At 62.1% G+C, this 15,368-nt stretch carries 17 protein-coding genes; 12 read left to right on the forward strand and 5 right to left on the reverse strand.

Annotated elements, in window-relative coordinates; genetic code table 11:
* Positions 1-10 precede the first annotated feature (10 nt).
* Positions 11-3,016, forward strand: coding sequence for a TonB-dependent receptor plug domain-containing protein (locus F4Y72_00855; protein ID MXZ26836.1), 3,006 nt, complete (start codon positions 11-13; stop codon positions 3,014-3,016).
* Positions 3,017-3,026: 10 nt separating this feature from the next.
* Here the strand turns inward: F4Y72_00855 and F4Y72_00860 are convergent, their stop codons facing one another.
* The gene (locus tag F4Y72_00860) at positions 3,027-3,875 is read right to left on the reverse strand and encodes an ATPase (protein ID MXZ26837.1); all 849 of its coding nucleotides are present in this window, start codon (positions 3,873-3,875) and stop codon (positions 3,027-3,029) included.
* 120 nt (positions 3,876-3,995) lie between these two features.
* On the opposite strand from F4Y72_00860, the gene F4Y72_00865 reads away from it, so the two are divergent.
* Genes F4Y72_00865 through F4Y72_00875 form a run of 3 tightly spaced genes read left to right on the forward strand, consistent with a single transcriptional unit; the run spans position 3,996 to position 6,074 of the window.
* Positions 3,996-4,478 carry a peroxiredoxin gene (locus tag F4Y72_00865; GenBank protein ID MXZ26838.1) on the forward strand — a complete coding sequence of 161 codons (483 nt, stop codon included), beginning with the start codon at positions 3,996-3,998 and terminating at the stop codon, positions 4,476-4,478.
* A complete protein-coding gene (locus tag F4Y72_00870; GenBank protein ID MXZ26839.1) occupies positions 4,475-5,494 on the forward strand; it encodes an NADP-dependent oxidoreductase in 1,020 nt (339 codons plus the stop codon). Before F4Y72_00865 ends, F4Y72_00870 begins: the two co-directional genes overlap by 4 nt.
* A 13-nt stretch (positions 5,495-5,507) precedes the next feature.
* Positions 5,508-6,074, forward strand: a complete 567-nt coding sequence (locus tag F4Y72_00875) for a DUF924 domain-containing protein (protein ID MXZ26840.1) — start codon at positions 5,508-5,510, stop codon at positions 6,072-6,074.
* Here F4Y72_00875 and F4Y72_00880 read toward each other — a convergent pair.
* The 4 genes from F4Y72_00880 to F4Y72_00895 form a co-directional block, all read right to left on the reverse strand.
* Positions 6,071-6,772: a DUF1826 domain-containing protein gene (locus F4Y72_00880; protein ID MXZ26841.1), complete on the reverse strand. Its 702-nt coding sequence runs from the start codon at positions 6,770-6,772 to the stop codon at positions 6,071-6,073. The two genes, F4Y72_00875 and F4Y72_00880, sit on opposite strands and share 4 nt — an antisense overlap.
* Positions 6,769-7,974, reverse strand: coding sequence for a GTP-binding protein (locus F4Y72_00885; protein MXZ26842.1), 1,206 nt, complete (start codon positions 7,972-7,974; stop codon positions 6,769-6,771). The genes F4Y72_00880 and F4Y72_00885 overlap by 4 nt, the downstream gene beginning before the upstream one ends.
* A 243-nt stretch (positions 7,975-8,217) precedes the next feature.
* Positions 8,218-8,784: a carboxymuconolactone decarboxylase family protein gene (locus tag F4Y72_00890; protein ID MXZ26843.1), complete on the reverse strand. Its 567-nt coding sequence runs from the start codon at positions 8,782-8,784 to the stop codon at positions 8,218-8,220.
* Between the two features lie 3 nt (positions 8,785-8,787).
* Positions 8,788-9,540, reverse strand: a complete 753-nt coding sequence (locus F4Y72_00895) for a hypothetical protein (protein ID MXZ26844.1) — start codon at positions 9,538-9,540, stop codon at positions 8,788-8,790.
* Positions 9,541-9,668: 128 nt separating this feature from the next.
* Between F4Y72_00895 and F4Y72_00900 the strand changes: the two genes are divergently transcribed.
* The 8 genes from F4Y72_00900 to F4Y72_00935 are packed head-to-tail and all read left to right on the forward strand — an operon-like array spanning position 9,669 to position 15,366.
* Positions 9,669-10,421: an electron transfer flavoprotein subunit beta/FixA family protein gene (locus tag F4Y72_00900; protein ID MXZ26845.1), complete on the forward strand. Its 753-nt coding sequence runs from the start codon at positions 9,669-9,671 to the stop codon at positions 10,419-10,421.
* Between the two features lie 9 nt (positions 10,422-10,430).
* A complete protein-coding gene (locus tag F4Y72_00905) occupies positions 10,431-11,381 on the forward strand; it encodes an electron transfer flavoprotein subunit alpha/FixB family protein (GenBank protein ID MXZ26846.1) in 951 nt (316 codons plus the stop codon).
* Positions 11,382-12,248, forward strand: a complete 867-nt coding sequence (locus tag F4Y72_00910; GenBank protein MXZ26847.1) for a sulfurtransferase — start codon at positions 11,382-11,384, stop codon at positions 12,246-12,248.
* Between the two features lie 29 nt (positions 12,249-12,277).
* The gene (locus tag F4Y72_00915) at positions 12,278-12,832 is read left to right on the forward strand and encodes a hypothetical protein (protein ID MXZ26848.1); all 555 of its coding nucleotides are present in this window, start codon (positions 12,278-12,280) and stop codon (positions 12,830-12,832) included.
* Between the two features lie 3 nt (positions 12,833-12,835).
* The gene (locus F4Y72_00920) at positions 12,836-13,144 is read left to right on the forward strand and encodes an REDY-like protein HapK (GenBank protein ID MXZ26849.1); all 309 of its coding nucleotides are present in this window, start codon (positions 12,836-12,838) and stop codon (positions 13,142-13,144) included.
* An 8-nt stretch (positions 13,145-13,152) separates the two neighbouring features.
* Positions 13,153-13,656: a MaoC family dehydratase gene (locus F4Y72_00925; protein MXZ26850.1), complete on the forward strand. Its 504-nt coding sequence runs from the start codon at positions 13,153-13,155 to the stop codon at positions 13,654-13,656.
* A gap of 26 nt (positions 13,657-13,682) precedes the next feature.
* Positions 13,683-14,420, forward strand: coding sequence for a DUF3108 domain-containing protein (locus F4Y72_00930; GenBank protein MXZ26851.1), 738 nt, complete (start codon positions 13,683-13,685; stop codon positions 14,418-14,420).
* Entirely contained in the window at positions 14,413-15,366 is a 954-nt protein-coding gene (locus F4Y72_00935; GenBank protein MXZ26852.1) for a hypothetical protein, read from the forward strand. The genes F4Y72_00930 and F4Y72_00935 overlap by 8 nt, the downstream gene beginning before the upstream one ends.
* Positions 15,367-15,368 lie beyond the last annotated feature (2 nt).

Below are 15,368 nucleotides of genomic sequence, written 5' to 3' on the forward strand. Positions count from 1 at the left end.
GGTAGGCATCATGAATGAACGTACCAAGTTCGCGGTCTGCGCGGCTCTTTCCCTGTACTTCGCAAGCAGCGTCAGTGCAATCGCGCAGGACGTCCAGGATAGCGACAGCGACGAGCCCGAGATGGAGGAAATCGTCGTAACGGGGAGCCACATCAGGGGCGCCAACATTACCGGGGCGCTGCCGGTTTCGGTGATCGGCGCAGAAGAGATCGAAGCAACCGGCGTGGATTCGGGCGATGACCTGATGCAGTTCATTCCCGAGCAGGGCCAGAACTTTTTCAATGAAGCCGAGAACATCAGCGGCGGCGTGAATTCCGCCCGCGGCGACATCGGCGCCTTCAATCTTCGCAGCCTGGGCACCGGGAATACGCTCGTGCTCTTCAACGGCCGCCGGGTCGTCAACGCCGCCAGCTTTCAGACCGAGGAAGTCGGCGGCAGCTTCGTCCCGGTCAATACGGCCAATACGCAGACCATTCCGATATACGGCATGGACCGGCTGGAAATCCTGAAGGATGGCGCATCCGCGCTATATGGCGCGGATGCCGTCGCAGGCGTTGTCAACTATGTAGTCAGGGACGACCTCGACCATTTACGGGTTTATTTACGTTACGGCTCGTACGACAATGTGGGCAGAAAAACCCAGCGCGTTGCGCTGGAGTGGGGCGACTCCTTCAATGGAGAACGAACCCGCATAGGCGTCCTGGCCAATTATTACGTGCGCGACCGCATCAGTGCGCATGAAGACGAGCGCTGGGCGGACGCGGACTTCCGCCGTCGCGTGCCGGATGACTCTCCCTGGGCGGGCGACACGCGATTTCGCAACACCAGCGCCAACTCCCTTTACGGGCAGTTCGACGTGCGGGCGAGCGCGCGCAGCACTGGTCTGCGGAACGTGCTGACGGATTCTGCCGGCGAATTCCAGGTATATCCCCAGGGTCATGAGGACTGTGACTGGGATCTCGGGTATGGAAACTGCGGAGCGATCGATGGCGATCCGATCTACCGGCGCAACCTCAACGCAACCCGCGATCTCTCTTCCGACCTGAAGCGGGGCAATATTTATTTCTTCGTCAACCATGAGTTCGAAAATGGCATGGAGAGCTTTTCGGAGGCGCTGTACTACATGTCGGACACGCACCTGTACCGGCACGCGTCGGCATCGTTCAGCACGGTAAAACTGAGAGTCGCCGCGCAGAACTACTACAACCCCTTCGGACCCTGCGGATCTCCGAACCGCCTGCCGGATAGCGTTCTGCCGAGCCAGGTGCCCTGCGAGGGTCTTGAGCTCGAAATCGACAACTACCGCTACCATGAATTCCCGAGGATCGTTGAGAACGACGGCAATGTCCTGCGGCTGCTCACGGGCCTCAGAGGCCAGGCCGGACGGTGGGACTGGGAAGGCGCGGTCGTCTGGTCCCGGGCCCAGAAGGATGACCTGACCCGCAACAGGGTATCCAACCTGTTGATGGTGGAGGCCCTTTCGGACCCCACGCCGGCAGCCTACAACCCCTTCAGCGGCGGTGTGAACAGCAATATCGAGCGGGCCCTGGTGGATGTGTACCGCAACAACGAGACGACACTCGCAATGGCGGACTTCCAGGTCTCTACGCCGGAACTCTTCAATCTCCCCTGGGGACCTGCGGGCGGGGTGGCCGGCATCGAGTTTCGCCGCGAAACCTTCGAGGACGATCGTGATCCCCGACTCGACGGAACCCACGTTTTCACCGATTTCCAGGGTGACACCTTTCCGTACGTGTCGGACGTGATCAATTCCAGCCCAACGCCCGACAATGAAGGGAGCCGAAACGTCACGTCACTGTTCACGGAACTGCAGTTGCCGCTGATGAACAACATCGATATACAGCTGGCGGCGCGTTACGAGAACTTCTCCGATGTGGGCAGCACCGTGGTGCCCAAATTCGCCATCGGCTGGCAGATTGTGCCGGCCGTTCTTTTGCGCGGATCCTGGTCGGAAGCGTTCCGCGCCCCCAATCTGATCACGATCAACGAGGTCATCGTGGCGCGGCAGAACACCCGCAATGACTACGCCTGTGTGTATGCGGCCGAGAACGGCGGCGATCCGGAACAGGACATCATCGATTGCCGGAACAGCACGCAGCGTATTGCGCAGGGCAGCAAGCTGCTGGAGCCCGAGCGCTCCAACAACTACTCCTTCGGCATCGCGGTGCAGCCGACGGATTCGCTCACGCTCACGCTCGACTGGTGGTCCATACGCAAGGAAGACACGATCGGCCTGCTTGGCGAGGAAAACCACACGGTGCTGGACCTGCTGACGCGCCTGCAGCATGGCGGCGGCAACTGCGGAAGCCTGAGTGCCAACCCGGCGGTCGTGCGCCAGGGGGCCGAAACACTCAACGATGACGAGGCGGCAATCTACCAGGCGGCGGGCATTTGTCCTGCCGGCCTGATTCGCTACATTGACGACAACTACGTCAACCTCGACACGCGGACGCTCAAGGGCTGGGACGCAAGTCTGCGCTATTCGCTGGAAACGGGAGTTGGCGACTTCAGCCTGACATATCTCGCCTCCTTCCTGACCAAGTTCGACCAGGTTCCCGGCGGCAGGGCTGCCGAACTGGTCGCGGCAAAGGACGCGGGAACTATTCCGGCCAGCATTCCGGTGTCGGGATTCGCCGACCTGCTGCAAAAGGACGGCAATCAGAAGGTTCGCCAGACACTGTTCCTGTCCTGGCGCCGTGCGCCGTTCCGGGTAGGCTTGTCAGCCCGAAACCTCGGTGACTTCTACCAGAATTCGCTGACGCTGGATGATGGAACCCTGTATTGGATCCCGTCGGTTACGACCTGGAACGGCACGTTCGATTACAACTTCGAAATGGTCGATCGTGACTGGCGGCTGCGCTTCGGAGTGAACAACATGTTCGACGAGCGTGCGCCTCTCGCCGACCGTTATTTCGGGTTCTTTGCCGACGCCCACCAGGGCATCGAATACGGACGGAACTATTACCTGCAGTTGCGGATGACGCAGGGCGACTAGCGCACGCCGGCTATCCGCCGGCCGCGCGGATAGCGTCCGCTACCAGGTCCACGAAGTCCGCTTCGTTGCGGACGCCCTGCGCGTCCCGGGCGGACACCGTGTAGCCGTGTTCCTTTGCCAGGGCGGCATACAGGGGCCGGCGGTGGGCGATCAAGCGCGGGAAGGCCCATAGCGTGAAGTTATCGGGCGAGGCCTGCTCAATGTCGTCGAGCTTCCGTTCCTTCAGGAATTCAGGCAGCGAACGCTGGAGGAATTCGGGCGAGTAATACATGGGCTTGGGTTCCTTGCGCGCTCGCTCCACCAGCTTTTCCTCGTCCTCGGCCGATGCCTCGAGATACAGAATGACGGTGTGCTCGATGAGCGTGTCCACCGCGCCAGAATCCCCCAATTCGCATATGCTGCCGCCGGCGTCATTCACGAAGTGCATGTAGCCGTAGATGCGCTCGGCCTTCTCGATGAACGAGGCCACGTCGCGCATCGCCCTGGCCTCCGCGTCGCGGTGCAGTTCCTGGCGCCGCCGAAACTCCTTGAGCGGCAGACCGCCCTGGTCGGGATCGCCCAGCTTGCCGAGGAAGGTGGAGATGGGGCGCAGATTGTGTACGGTGATGTTGCTTTCGATGTAGATGGAGTCGCTGCGAAGCAGGTTACGAAGAAAGGGCACCTCCATGGCGCGCAGCTTGATGTTGTCGAGTATCGGTTCGCGCAGATACTGGGTGCCGATGCGGTAGTCGCCGGAGTAAATGAACCACCGGGTCGCGGGCAGGCGGTTGGCGAGCACCGTCTTGCCCACGCCCGACATGCCCATCAGCGTGACGGACTTGCGCGGCGCTTTTCTGAACTCTTCGGCCGACATGCGCATGGCGCGATTGTATGCGCTGCGTTGCGCGCGGCAGGCGCCGGGATCAGCCCTGATGCCGTTGGCGCGGACTGGTCGCTGGATTAGAATGTCGCTTCTTTTTTTACTTCCGGGAGGACCAGCATGAGCATTGAGAAAGGGCAGGCGATGCCCGAAGGGGCCTTCGGCGTCATGACCGAAGGCGGACCGGGCCGGATCACCACCGGCGAGTTGTTTTCAGGCAAGAAGGTGGTCCTGTTTTCGGTGCCGGGCGCGTTCACACCCACCTGCTCGAATGAGCACCTTCCCGGCTACGTAAACAACGCCGGGGAGCTGCAGGCCAAGGGCGTGGACCAGATCGCCTGCATGGCGGTCAACGATGTGTTCGTAATGGACGCCTGGGGCCGTTCCGCCGGTGCCGGCGATTCGATCATGATGCTGGCCGACGGCAACGGCGATTACACCCGGGCTCTGGGCCTGGAGCTGGACGCCTCCGGGTTCGGCATGGGCATGCGCGGCCAGCGGTTCTCGATCGTGGTCGACGACGGAGTGGTCACGGAACTCAACCTGGAAAACGGCGGGGGCCTGAGCTGCTCTTCGGCCGAGACCGCGCTCGAACAGCTTTGAATCAGGACATCCCGGAGACCCAGCGGCAGGTTCTGCTCAGCCGCTACCCCGACGGCGTACCGGAGACTTCCGATTTCGAGTTGGCCGAGGGGGCGGTGCCGCGGCCCGATGAAGGGGAATTCCTTTCCCGAACGCTCTACCTCTCGCTGGACCCGTATCTGCGCGGAGTGATCTCCGGCCGCCATCTGTACGCCGAGCGAGTACTACCCGGCGACGTCATGCCCGGGCGAACGGTCGCGCAGGTGGTCGAGTCGCGGCACCCGGACTTCGCTCCCGGCGACATCGCGGTCTGCTCCAACGGCTGGCAGGAATACGGGCTCAGCACCGGCGCCATCGACCTGCGCAAACTGGACCCGGACGCCGCTCCCGTCAGCACGGGTATAGGAATACTGGGCATGCCGGGACTGACCGCCTGGGCCGGGCTCCTGCACCTGGGAGAGCCCATGCCGGGCGAGACCGTGCTGGTGTCGGCGGCATGCGGACCCGTGGGCTGCATGGTGGGCCAATTGGCGCGCATTGCCGGCTGCCGGGCGATCGGGATCGCCGGCGGCCCCGAGAAGTGCGCCATCGTGAAGGACGAGTTCGGCTTTGCCGAATGCGTCGACTACAAGACCGGCGAACTGGGCGATAAACTGAAGGCCGCCTGCCCGGACGGGATTGACGTGTATTTCGACAACGTCGGCGGCGAAGTGCTGACCGCGGCAATGGCCAATCTGGCCCAGGGCGCCCGGGTCGTCCTGTGCGGAATGATGAGCGGCTACAACAACACGGGGCCACCGCCCCCGGGCCCCAGCCTGATCCCACTGGTCATGGCCCGCGCGACCGTCCGGGGACTGGTCGTCTATGACCATGAGGACAAGCAGCAGGACTTTCTCCGCGCTTGCACCCGCTGGCTACAGGAAGGGCGAATTCGTTATCGCGAGGACATCGCCGACGGTATCGAGAAGGCGCCGGAAGCGTTCTGCCGGCTGATGCGCGGCAAGAACGTCGGCAAGGCGCTGGTGCAGTTCGCCTAGGGCCGCGCTTGCCGTGACCCGCAAGCCAGGCGTCAGGGAGGAACTGCTCAGGTTCTGGTTCGAGGAGTCCGGCCCCGAGCGGTGGTTCGCGAAAAGCGACGAGTTCGACGAGACGATACGCGAGCGTTTCCTCGCGGACTACGAGGCCGCCGCGCGAGGCGACTACGATGACTGGCGGAGCAGCGGGGCCGGCTGCGTAGCCCTTTGCGTGCTGCTGGATCAGTTCCCCCGCAACCTGTTTCGCGACGATGCGCGGTCGTTCGCAACCGACGCCAGGGCGCTGGGAATCGCCCGACACGCGGTTGATTCAGGTCTCGACATGGCGGAGAACATGAGCAGGGACATGCGAAAGTTCCTCTACCTTCCCTTCGAGCACAGCGAGGACCTCGACGACCAGCGGTTTTGCATGAAGCTCATGGCCGAACGCCTGGATCCCGTCGGAGAGGACCTGGACTGGGCGCGCAAGCACCTCGTCATCATCGAACGCTTCGGCCGTTTCCCGCACCGCAATGAAGCGCTGGGCCGTGAATCCACTCCCGAAGAACTGGAATTCCTGAAGGAACCCGACTCCAGCTTCTAGTGCTGACGCGATTCTCGCAACTGGTCCGTAAAGTCCAGGGTCAGCAACAAGCGACGCGCGCCAGCGTTTAACTGTGGAGAGCGATGGACCAGGCCTGCCTCTTCATTGCCTGCCCAACCCTCTCCCTTTAGCAGGGCAACATCCCCTTGCCGAATTTGCTGAATATCATCGGCATGGGAGAACAAACCGGATTGCTCATCTGACTTCCCTTGATTACCGGCCCCCAGCTTGCCTCGGTCAACCCGGTCATGGGCAAGCCATTGAGTGGCCCGTCCCTGGTAGGTCGTAACCAATCGGCAAGGCACCCAATCTACATGAAATCGAGGGCACATGGCATGACCGAGTGCAGTCAGTCTCAGCCCGATGCATTTGAGATCGAACAAGAAACAGAACATTTCGGCCAGCTCGGCGATGTCTGCGGCCAGGGCAACCGGCTCTGCCTTGTTGCCGAGTGACTTGATGAGGATTTCGTAAGCATTCTTTGGACTCACCGTACGCGAAATTTGTAGATGTGGTCTTTCAAGCAAGAGATGCTCGGCGGCATTTGATAACACCTCGGGGAGCGTGCGTTGCCAGACGGAGATATTGACCTCCTCCCGATAAATATCGGCAAGCACGTCGAGTTGATCCCCGACAACGGCTTGTCGGCATTTAATCTCGGGGAAAGCTACATTCAATGCAGGGGCCAATGCAGTCATTCCTGTCTCCAGGCCGGAAAGGGATCATTCAGGGTCAACCAGTACTCTTTGCCCCTTAGGAGTTCCTCTTGTGTCAACAGGCATTGATCTAGAGTGTCCGTCATTGCCTTCTGATCAAGTCCCTGCCCGATGAAGACGAGTTCCTGGCGCATGTCACCGAAAGGCTCTTCCCACGATTTGAAAATGTTTTCAAGACTTTCTTCATCCTCAGGCCAACTGTCCCGAGGCACTGCATGCCAGAACATGCCTGCAAAGCCATATCGGGCAATTCCACCGGCCTGACTCCACTCCCACGCGAATTCCGGACGCGTCGCGAGCCAGAAATAGCCTTTTGATCGAATCAGTTTGCCGAACTTCTCCGTATTGTGGAAAAACTCATGGACTCGCTCAGGATGAAACGGCCGGCGTGCAACATAGCTAAAGCTACCGATGCCGTATTCTTCCGTTTCGGGAACGTGTTTACCGCGCATTTCCTTGAGCCAGCCTGGGGCTCGCTGCGCGCGCTCAAAGTCAAACAGCCTTGTGTTCAGCACATCATCAGTGGAAACCTGACCTTGCGAGATAGGGATAATGCGCGCCTTTGTATTCAAAGATCTGAGGATCGCGGCCAATCTATCGATCTCGGCTTGTTCAACCAGATCCGTCTTGCTGATCAGCAGCACATCGGCAAACTCGACTTGATCGATCAGCAAGTCGGCAACGCTGCGCTCATCTTCCTCCCCCAAGGATTCTCCGGTTTCCTGTACGTCCTTTGCTTCGTCGTAGTCTCTGAGAAAATTGACTGCATCTACCACTGTCACCATGGTGTCCAGAGTCGCCACATCGGATAGCGAAACTCCATCTTCATCGGCGAAAGTGAAGGTTTCGGCGACTGGCAAGGGTTCGGAGATTCCGGTCGATTCAATAACCAGGTAATCAAATCGGCCCTCCCTTGCCAGTTTGTTCACTTCGAGCAGCAGATCTTCCCGCAAAGTGCAGCAAATACAACCATTGCTCATCTCCACGAGCTTTTCTTCCTGATGTGACAGCGACACCCCTTGCTGAACCAGTGAAGCATCGATGTTTATCTCGCTCATGTCGTTCACGATAACCGCGACCTTTTTACCTACTCGATTATTGAGAATATGGCTAAGCACCGTCGTCTTTCCTGCGCCCAGGAAACCCGAAAGCACGGTCACCGGCAAGCTTGTTTGTTGATTCATCTACACCCCTGTGGATCACTACGGCGCATTGCTGCTTGTGCCGGGAGTGCAAGTCTTGCCAATACCCCGGCGAATAGAATGTTACATTATATCAATACTGTCCCGTAAGTGTCTTATTGGGTTTATATAAGATATTGTTTTGAATGGACAAATATGGGAAATGCCAAGGGCGTAGACCTGCACGCCCGGCCGTGTCCGATCGTTCGCGTGCCTGGACCTGGTCCAGCGCACCAATTGCCCGAGTCAGTTACCGCCTTTCGTGGGGAATGGGCAGCTTTTTTCTTTTTCCACCAGGTCGAAAGTGAACAGCATCTTGGCCATGCCGGTCAGCACCGCCATGACCATGCCCAGTTCCATGATTTCGGCCGGGCTGAAGTGCCGCTTCAGGCGCTCATGCAGGGCTTCGTCCAGCGAGCCGCCGGGGTTGGTGAGCACCATCTGGTCGGCCAGAGCGAGAGCGGCCCGCTCGCGTTCGGAGAACGGGCCGCTTTCGTATTCGTCTAGCCGGTCAATCTGCTCCTGCTTGACCCCCGCCGCGAGCGCGTCCGGGCGGTTGCCCTGGTTGCAGAAGCGGCAGCCGTGGGTGGTCGACAGGCGCAGGCGCGCCAGTTCCTTGATGACCCGCTCCACGCGGCCGCCGTTGAACAGGCGCTCGTAGAACTCGCCGTACCAGTCGTACAGCTCCGGCGCATGCGCCATGATCTCGAACCACGTGGCGTCGCCACGAAGTGCCATCGAGCGCTCCCATCCCTGCCGGATGCGCTCCGGCATGGCCTCCGGGGCGACGCGCGGAAGCTGCGGCTGCGGCATTCGCTACCCGAGCAGGGGAGCCACAAACGCCTGGGCGCTGTGAATCAGGTTGCCCATGGTCGCGGCCGCTTCCGGCGCTCCGGGTTTGAAGATTCCGAGGAAGGCTTCAACTATCAGACCGGCCCAGATCATGAACACCCAGGGGCGCACGCGATGGATACTGCTGCGCAAGGCGTGGTCCTGCTCCTCGGTAATCGAGCCCTGACTCAGCGCCCGTATGCCGGCGATAAACCCGGGAAGGAAGATGCGGATCATGACGCCGCACAGGACCATGAACGCAAAGACGATCAACTTCGGTGCGAGCCACGGCGCGTTGTCCAGCCGTCCGGTGGAAACCGACCACCATACGGAAACCACGATCGCGGCGATCAGGAACCAGCGGAACCACAGGTCCAGTTTGGTCAGCGTCGGCATGAAACTGGCGTTGTGCTTGAAGTGCATGACCAGCAGCACCGTGAACCACACCGGGCCCAGCACGACGATCATTGCATACTGCCACGGGGGATGAGACACCCCTACGTATTCCGAAAGAATGCCTCCCACGGTGAGCATCATGCTCAGGCACAGGCGCGGCAACAGGTCAATCCACATCATGATGCGCGAAGCCATGAACCGTTGGTCCGGGCTATACGAGCGATTGAGGATCATTCGGGTGGAATAAAACACGCCGATGTCGCCCCCCAGCCAGTAGGCAAACAGCACCAGGTGAAGAATCAGCCAGATAGTGTGGCCGAGATCGCCTTCAGCTCCAGTCATAAACATTCCCCTCCGTTAATCCGGCGCATAGTGTAGCGTTCATTTGCACCAGTACCTAGCTGTTGCCGCGCGCCGCGGGCGGGGTAGAATTCGCCGTTCCGTAACGGCAGCAGAGTTTCCGCGGAAGAATGCGCAAGATACTGGTTACGCTCAAGCGCGTGGTGGACTACAACGTTCGTGTGCGGGTAAAGCCCGACGGCAGCGGCGTGGCCATCGAGGGCCTGAAAATGAGCGTCAACCCGTTCGACGAGATTGCGCTTGAGGAAGCCCTGCGCATGCGCGAGCGCGGCGAGGCCGGCGAAATCCTGGCCGTGACGATAGGCGGCGACGAGTGTCAGCAGCAGCTTCGCACGGGGCTGGCGATGGGCGCCGACCGGGCCCTGCTGGTCAAGTGCGAAGGCGAGGTGGAGCCGCTGGCGGCAGCCGGCATCCTGCTGGAAGTGATCCGGCGCGAGGAGCCGGACATCGTCATCATGGGCAAGCAGGCCATCGACGACGACTGCAACCAGACCGGACAGATGCTGGCGACGCTGTGGGGGCGGCCGCAGGCCACGTTCGCATCCGAGGTAAAGCTGAACGGCGACACGGCCCGGGTTACCCGTGAAGTGGACGCCGGACTGGAAACCCTGGAAGTCCGGTTGCCGGCGGTTATCACCACCGACCTGCGACTGAACGAGCCCCGCTACATCAAGCTGCCGGACATCATGAAGGCCCGGCGCAAGCCGCTTGAAACGCTGGAGGCCGACGACATGGGACTTACCGCGCCGCCGGCGCTGAAGGCACTTGCGTACGAGCCGCCGGAGCAGCGACAAAAGGGCGTTGTGGTTGAAGACGTGCCGGCGCTGATGGGCATGCTGCGCGAACGCGGATTCTTGAATTGAGGTAGCGGTGTGAGCGCAGTACTCATAGTCGCCGAGCATGATGGGCAGACTCTGCACACCGGTGTCGCGAGAGTTGCAAGCTGCGGCCTGGCGATCGGCGCGGACCGCCTGGACGTGGCGGTGCTCGGCCGGGATTGCGGCGATGTGGCGCAGCAGGCCGCGCAAATTGAAGGTGTTTCCCGTGTCCTGTGCCTGGACCGGGGCGAAAACGCAAACCCGCTGGCCGCGGTCCAGGCGCCGCAGATTGCGGCGCTGGCCGGGATAGGCTACAGCCATGTGCTCGGGCCCTCCACGACCTTCGGCAAGGACCTGATGCCGCGCGTGGCAGCGCTGCTGGGCGTGCCGCAGGTCAGCGACATCATGAGCGTGGAGGGCGAGCGCCGGTTCAAGCGCCCGATCTACGCGGGCAACGCCGTTCTTACCGTGGAGGCGCCCGCCGAACACATCGTGGTCGGGACCGCGCGCCTGGCTTCCTGGCCGGCCGCCGCGGAAGGCGGCGAGGCCGCCATCGAGGAGGCGCAAACGGACGCGGAACTGCCGGATCATACGAGCTGGCTGGATCTGAAGTCGGCCGAATCCGAACGCCCCGACCTGCAAAGCGCCAGCGTGGTCGTTTCCGGCGGACGGGCGCTGGGCAGCTCCGAGAATTTCTCGCTGCTCTACGAGCTTGCGGACCGCCTGGGGGCCGCGGTCGGCGCATCCCGCGCGGCGGTGGACGCGGGCTACGTCTCCAACGACATGCAGGTGGGGCAGACGGGCAAGATCATCGCCCCCGATCTGTATTTCGCGATCGGCATTTCCGGCGCAATACAGCACCTTACCGGAATCAAGGACGCCGGCGTCATCGTGGCGATCAACAAGGACCCGGAGGCCCCGATCTTCGAGATCGCCGATATCGGCCTGGTGGGCGACCTGTTTGCGATCGTTCCGGAGATCCAGGCCGCAGTGGAGGGCTCCTGAGTGGCCGCTCTGTTGCTGAATCCGGAAGAACTGTATTCCGCCATCGAGGCCGGCGAGGCCCGGGCGGTGGACTGCCGCTTCGACCTAATGAATCCGGACGGAGGACGCGCACTTTGGGCCGATAGCCACATCCCCGGGGCGCCGTATGCGGACCTCGACCACGATCTCGCCGGACATGCGTCGGGGGAGGGCGGGCGCCATCCGCTTCCCGAACCCGCGGAATTTGCGACCACGCTGGGTCGCTGGGGCATCAAACCCGATACATTGGTAGTGGCATACGACAACATGGGCTGTGCGATTGCCGGACGACTCTGGTGGATGATGAACTGGATGGGACACGAGCGCGCCGGGCTGCTGGATGGCGGAATCCAGGCCTGGGAAGAAGCGGGCCTTGCGCTTGAGAGCGCCGAACCCGTCATTGAACCCACGGACTACCCGGTTGGGGGCCACTGCCGGCCGGTCGTGGGACTCGCCGGGGTGGAGCGCGCGGCGCTTGCCGGCGGCATGCACATGCTGGACGCCCGCGACGGCGCCCGCTATCAGGGCCTCTCGGAACCGCTGGATTCACAGGCGGGCCACGTACCCGGCGCGATCAATGCCTTCTTCCGCGAGAACTTGGACGCCAGCGGACGCTTCCGGTCACCGGACGAGCTCCGCAAGCTTTACCTGGATCTCCTGGGCGGCGCCGATCCTTCCGCCGCCTGCGTCATGTGCGGTTCCGGCGTAACGGCCTGCCACGATCTGTTCGCGATGGAGCTGGCCGATCTCGGCGGCGCGGCGCTGTATCCCGGTTCCTGGAGCGAATGGTCGCAATCCGACGATCGTCCGATAGCGCGCGGCCCGGAACCCGGAGGACCCGCCTCATGACGCTTCGGCGTGCAACATCCCGATTGACATTGCCGGCCCTGGCCGCAATTGCGGCCACACTGCTGCTGACCTCCTGCGCCACGGCGGAGGGTGAAGGGGCCTCGGCCTCGCGCCAGGGCCGAATCGCCCGCTTCCCCCACAACATGGCGAGTGGCGATTGCTTCTTCCAGAACCGCATCGACAACTTCGAGGTGCTTAACGACTCCAACCTGCTGGTCTTCGACGGCCGCAGACGCGTCTACCACGTGGAGATTTCGCCCCCGTCCATGGACCTTCGCCACGCCTACGGCATTCAGTTCCGTTCATCGACCGGCCGGGTCTGCGGCAATCCGGGCGAGCGCCTGCAGATCAGCGGCGGTTCATTCGGCTCGTTTCCGCTTTCCGTAACCGGCGTCTACCGGCTGGACGCCGTCACGCAAACGGCCGTTCGGGCGCATTTCGGCAAGGCGGTCGCCCAGCCTCCGCTGCCTGAAGATGAAGACGCGGCCGCCATCGAGGAACTGGTGACCGACCTTGAGGAAGAGGAAAATCCGGCAGGAGAAGAACCCCAGACATCATCCCCGGGCGAGGATCAGGAGAACTGAGTAATGGATAGCGTCATCGTGCTGTTTAACCTGAAGGAAGGCGCCGACCCGGCCGAGTACCAGGCCTGGGCGCGCAGCCGCGACCTGGTGGAAGTCAATCGGCTTCCGTCGGTGGAAAACTTCCGCGTCCTGCGCTGCGTGGGACTGCTGGGCGGGACGGATGCGCCGCCCTATCAGTACGCGGAGGTCATCGACCTCAACAGCATGGAGAAGTTCGGAGAGGACATCCAGTCGGACACGGTCGGCCAGCTGGCGGCCGAATTCGGCCAGTTCGCGGACAGTCCCATCTTCATCCACTGCCAGGACCTCTAATCCTGCAGGTGGCCGAGGCAAGCCCCGAAAAGGGCCGCATCGTGCGGCGCGGCGGTGGACGGTACTACGAGGAGTTCCGCAAGGGGGACGTGTACGAGCATTCGCCGGCGCGCACGCTGACCGAGACCGACAATACCTGGTTCACGCTGCTCACGATGAACACGCACCCGCTGCACTTCGACAAGGAATACGCGGCGAAGACCGAGTTCGGCCGGCGGCTGATCGTCAGCACGCTGACGCTGTCGGTGCTGGTGGGCATGAGTGTCTCCGACGTCAGCGAAAAGGCCATCGCCAACCTGGGCTGGGGCGACATCCGCCTGCCGAACCCCCTGTTTATCGGCGATACGCTGTACGGATCGTCCGAGGTTATTCGCAAGCGGCCTTCCAAATCGCGTCCCAACGCCGGCGTCGTCACGGTGCGCACGACCGGCCGGAACCAGCACGGCGACGCAGTCTGCGTATTCGACCGCACCGTGCTCGTGCCCAGGCGCGGCCACGGCGTTATGGATTAGCAAACCACACACCGGGAGGGGTCCCAATGAGCGAAATTCTTCAGGTAGACCATGTGAACTATCACGGTCGCATTGCCTATCTCAGCAAGAAACCGGACCGCATGGACCAGGAACGCGGCCGTGAGCGGTTCACGATCACCGTCCACTCCGACGGCCACCGCACCTGCACGGCACAGAGCGAGATCGACGACCGGCCCAGCGTGATGCGCAACGTGGCGCTGACGCTGGACGAGAACTGGCATCCGCTGGATTGTTTCGTGCGCATTTCGGTGGGCGACCGGTTCATGGGCAGCGGCTGGTTCCGGTTTGGCGAGAACGAAGCCGAGTGCGAGACCTGGACGGCCGTGGAAGGCCGGGTTTCACAGAAAATGAGCCTGATCGAGCGCCCGCGGGCGTTTGTCGATCACGCCATCATCTGCGACTCCTGGGTCCTGAGTATGCTCGATCTCAGCAAGGGTCCGGGCGTGCAGAAATTCCCGCAGTTGCTGATGTCGTCACCCGACCACCGCGGCGCCACCGGGCCCATGCTGCACAGCATCCCCACGGCGATCGAGTACGTCGGCAAAGACCGGATCACGGTGGGCGCGGGCGAGTTCGACGCCCTGCATTTCCGTTTCGGCGTAAATGTCGGCCTGGCCAACGATCACCCGAGGTACGACGTCTGGTGCACCGCCGACGGCCACTACATCTTCCTTCGCGGCGCCGTCTACGGCTACATGATGACCTACTACGAACTCATGGACCTGGAGGTGGAACATGCGTAATCTCAAGTCGTTGCTTGCTGTTGCCTTCCTGGTGACGCTGCTGCCGGCAGCCCCGGCGTTCGCGCAGGGCGAGGATTCCACGCCAACGGAACGCGACGTGCTGGTGTTGGCCGAGCTGCTGGCGCGCGTTTACGACAACTACAACCAGGTGTATTTCGACCGGCGCATCGGCTATCCGGAAAACGAACGCCATGACCGCATCGAGCTTCGCGTCGATCGCGTGGGCGGGCCGGATTCCATGCTGCTTGCGTTTCGGGAGTTCTCCGGCGGCGACTATTCCGCGCTCACTCGCGCCGGTGCGCTGGCGCTGTCGCCCGACAATGAGCGGGGCGCTTCGCGCATGGAGGTCTGGAACCGCCCGGTGGAAGGGCTGGATCCGATGGCTGAAGGCGCAGGCGTCTCCGAACGTCCGGAAGCGCCGCCGGACTGCGTCGTCTACTGGACCCGCGAGGCCGCGCAATTCCGCGGCAAAGCGGAGGGCGAGTGCGCCGCATGGGCGGACAAGTCCTTGCTGGGCGAGCAGCAGATGTGGCTGGATGCGCCCGGCGGTCGTGATCACCCGGGCGGAACCTACAGGCTGCACGCGGCGCGAATGATGAGCTGCTATATCGACATTCCCGGCGTGAGCGGCGGGCGTGACGAGGAATACAGGCGCTACGACAATCTCCAGGTCCACGACCGGGGCGGTGGAGCGCGTATCACCCATACGGACGGCAGGGAGATCGGCCTCCGGCTATCGAACGTCGATTGGCCGCTCAACAATTACAGCGACGTCTTCACCCGCGACGTCCTGGTCTTGTACGTGCTCGAATACCTCGAAGACGGAATCACCTCCCACGGCTACGTCTTCACCGAGCCCGACACCGAGCGCATCGGCATCAACCTCTACTGGATGCTGTCGTACTGCTACATGGAGTCCAACAAGAACATCCGCCCGTTCATGTAGTC

Source organism: Gammaproteobacteria bacterium, assembly GCA_009838035.1.
GTDB lineage: Bacteria > Pseudomonadota > Gammaproteobacteria > Steroidobacterales > Foliamicaceae > Foliamicus.

Coding starts and splice junctions, on each gene's coding strand:
- F4Y72_00855 (MXZ26836.1), top strand. CDS start 11: ATGAATGAACGTACCAAGTTCGCGGTCTGCGCGGCTCTTTCCCTGTAC.
- F4Y72_00860 (MXZ26837.1), bottom strand. CDS start 3,875: ATGCGCATGTCGGCCGAAGAGTTCAGAAAAGCGCCGCGCAAGTCCGTC.
- F4Y72_00865 (MXZ26838.1), top strand. CDS start 3,996: ATGAGCATTGAGAAAGGGCAGGCGATGCCCGAAGGGGCCTTCGGCGTC.
- F4Y72_00880 (MXZ26841.1), bottom strand. CDS start 6,772: ATGACTGCATTGGCCCCTGCATTGAATGTAGCTTTCCCCGAGATTAAA.
- F4Y72_00885 (MXZ26842.1), bottom strand. CDS start 7,974: ATGAATCAACAAACAAGCTTGCCGGTGACCGTGCTTTCGGGTTTCCTG.
- F4Y72_00890 (MXZ26843.1), bottom strand. CDS start 8,784: ATGCCGCAGCCGCAGCTTCCGCGCGTCGCCCCGGAGGCCATGCCGGAG.
- F4Y72_00895 (MXZ26844.1), bottom strand. CDS start 9,540: ATGACTGGAGCTGAAGGCGATCTCGGCCACACTATCTGGCTGATTCTT.
- F4Y72_00900 (MXZ26845.1), top strand. CDS start 9,669: ATGCGCAAGATACTGGTTACGCTCAAGCGCGTGGTGGACTACAACGTT.
- F4Y72_00920 (MXZ26849.1), top strand. CDS start 12,836: ATGGATAGCGTCATCGTGCTGTTTAACCTGAAGGAAGGCGCCGACCCG.
- F4Y72_00930 (MXZ26851.1), top strand. CDS start 13,683: ATGAGCGAAATTCTTCAGGTAGACCATGTGAACTATCACGGTCGCATT.
- F4Y72_00935 (MXZ26852.1), top strand. CDS start 14,413: ATGCGTAATCTCAAGTCGTTGCTTGCTGTTGCCTTCCTGGTGACGCTG.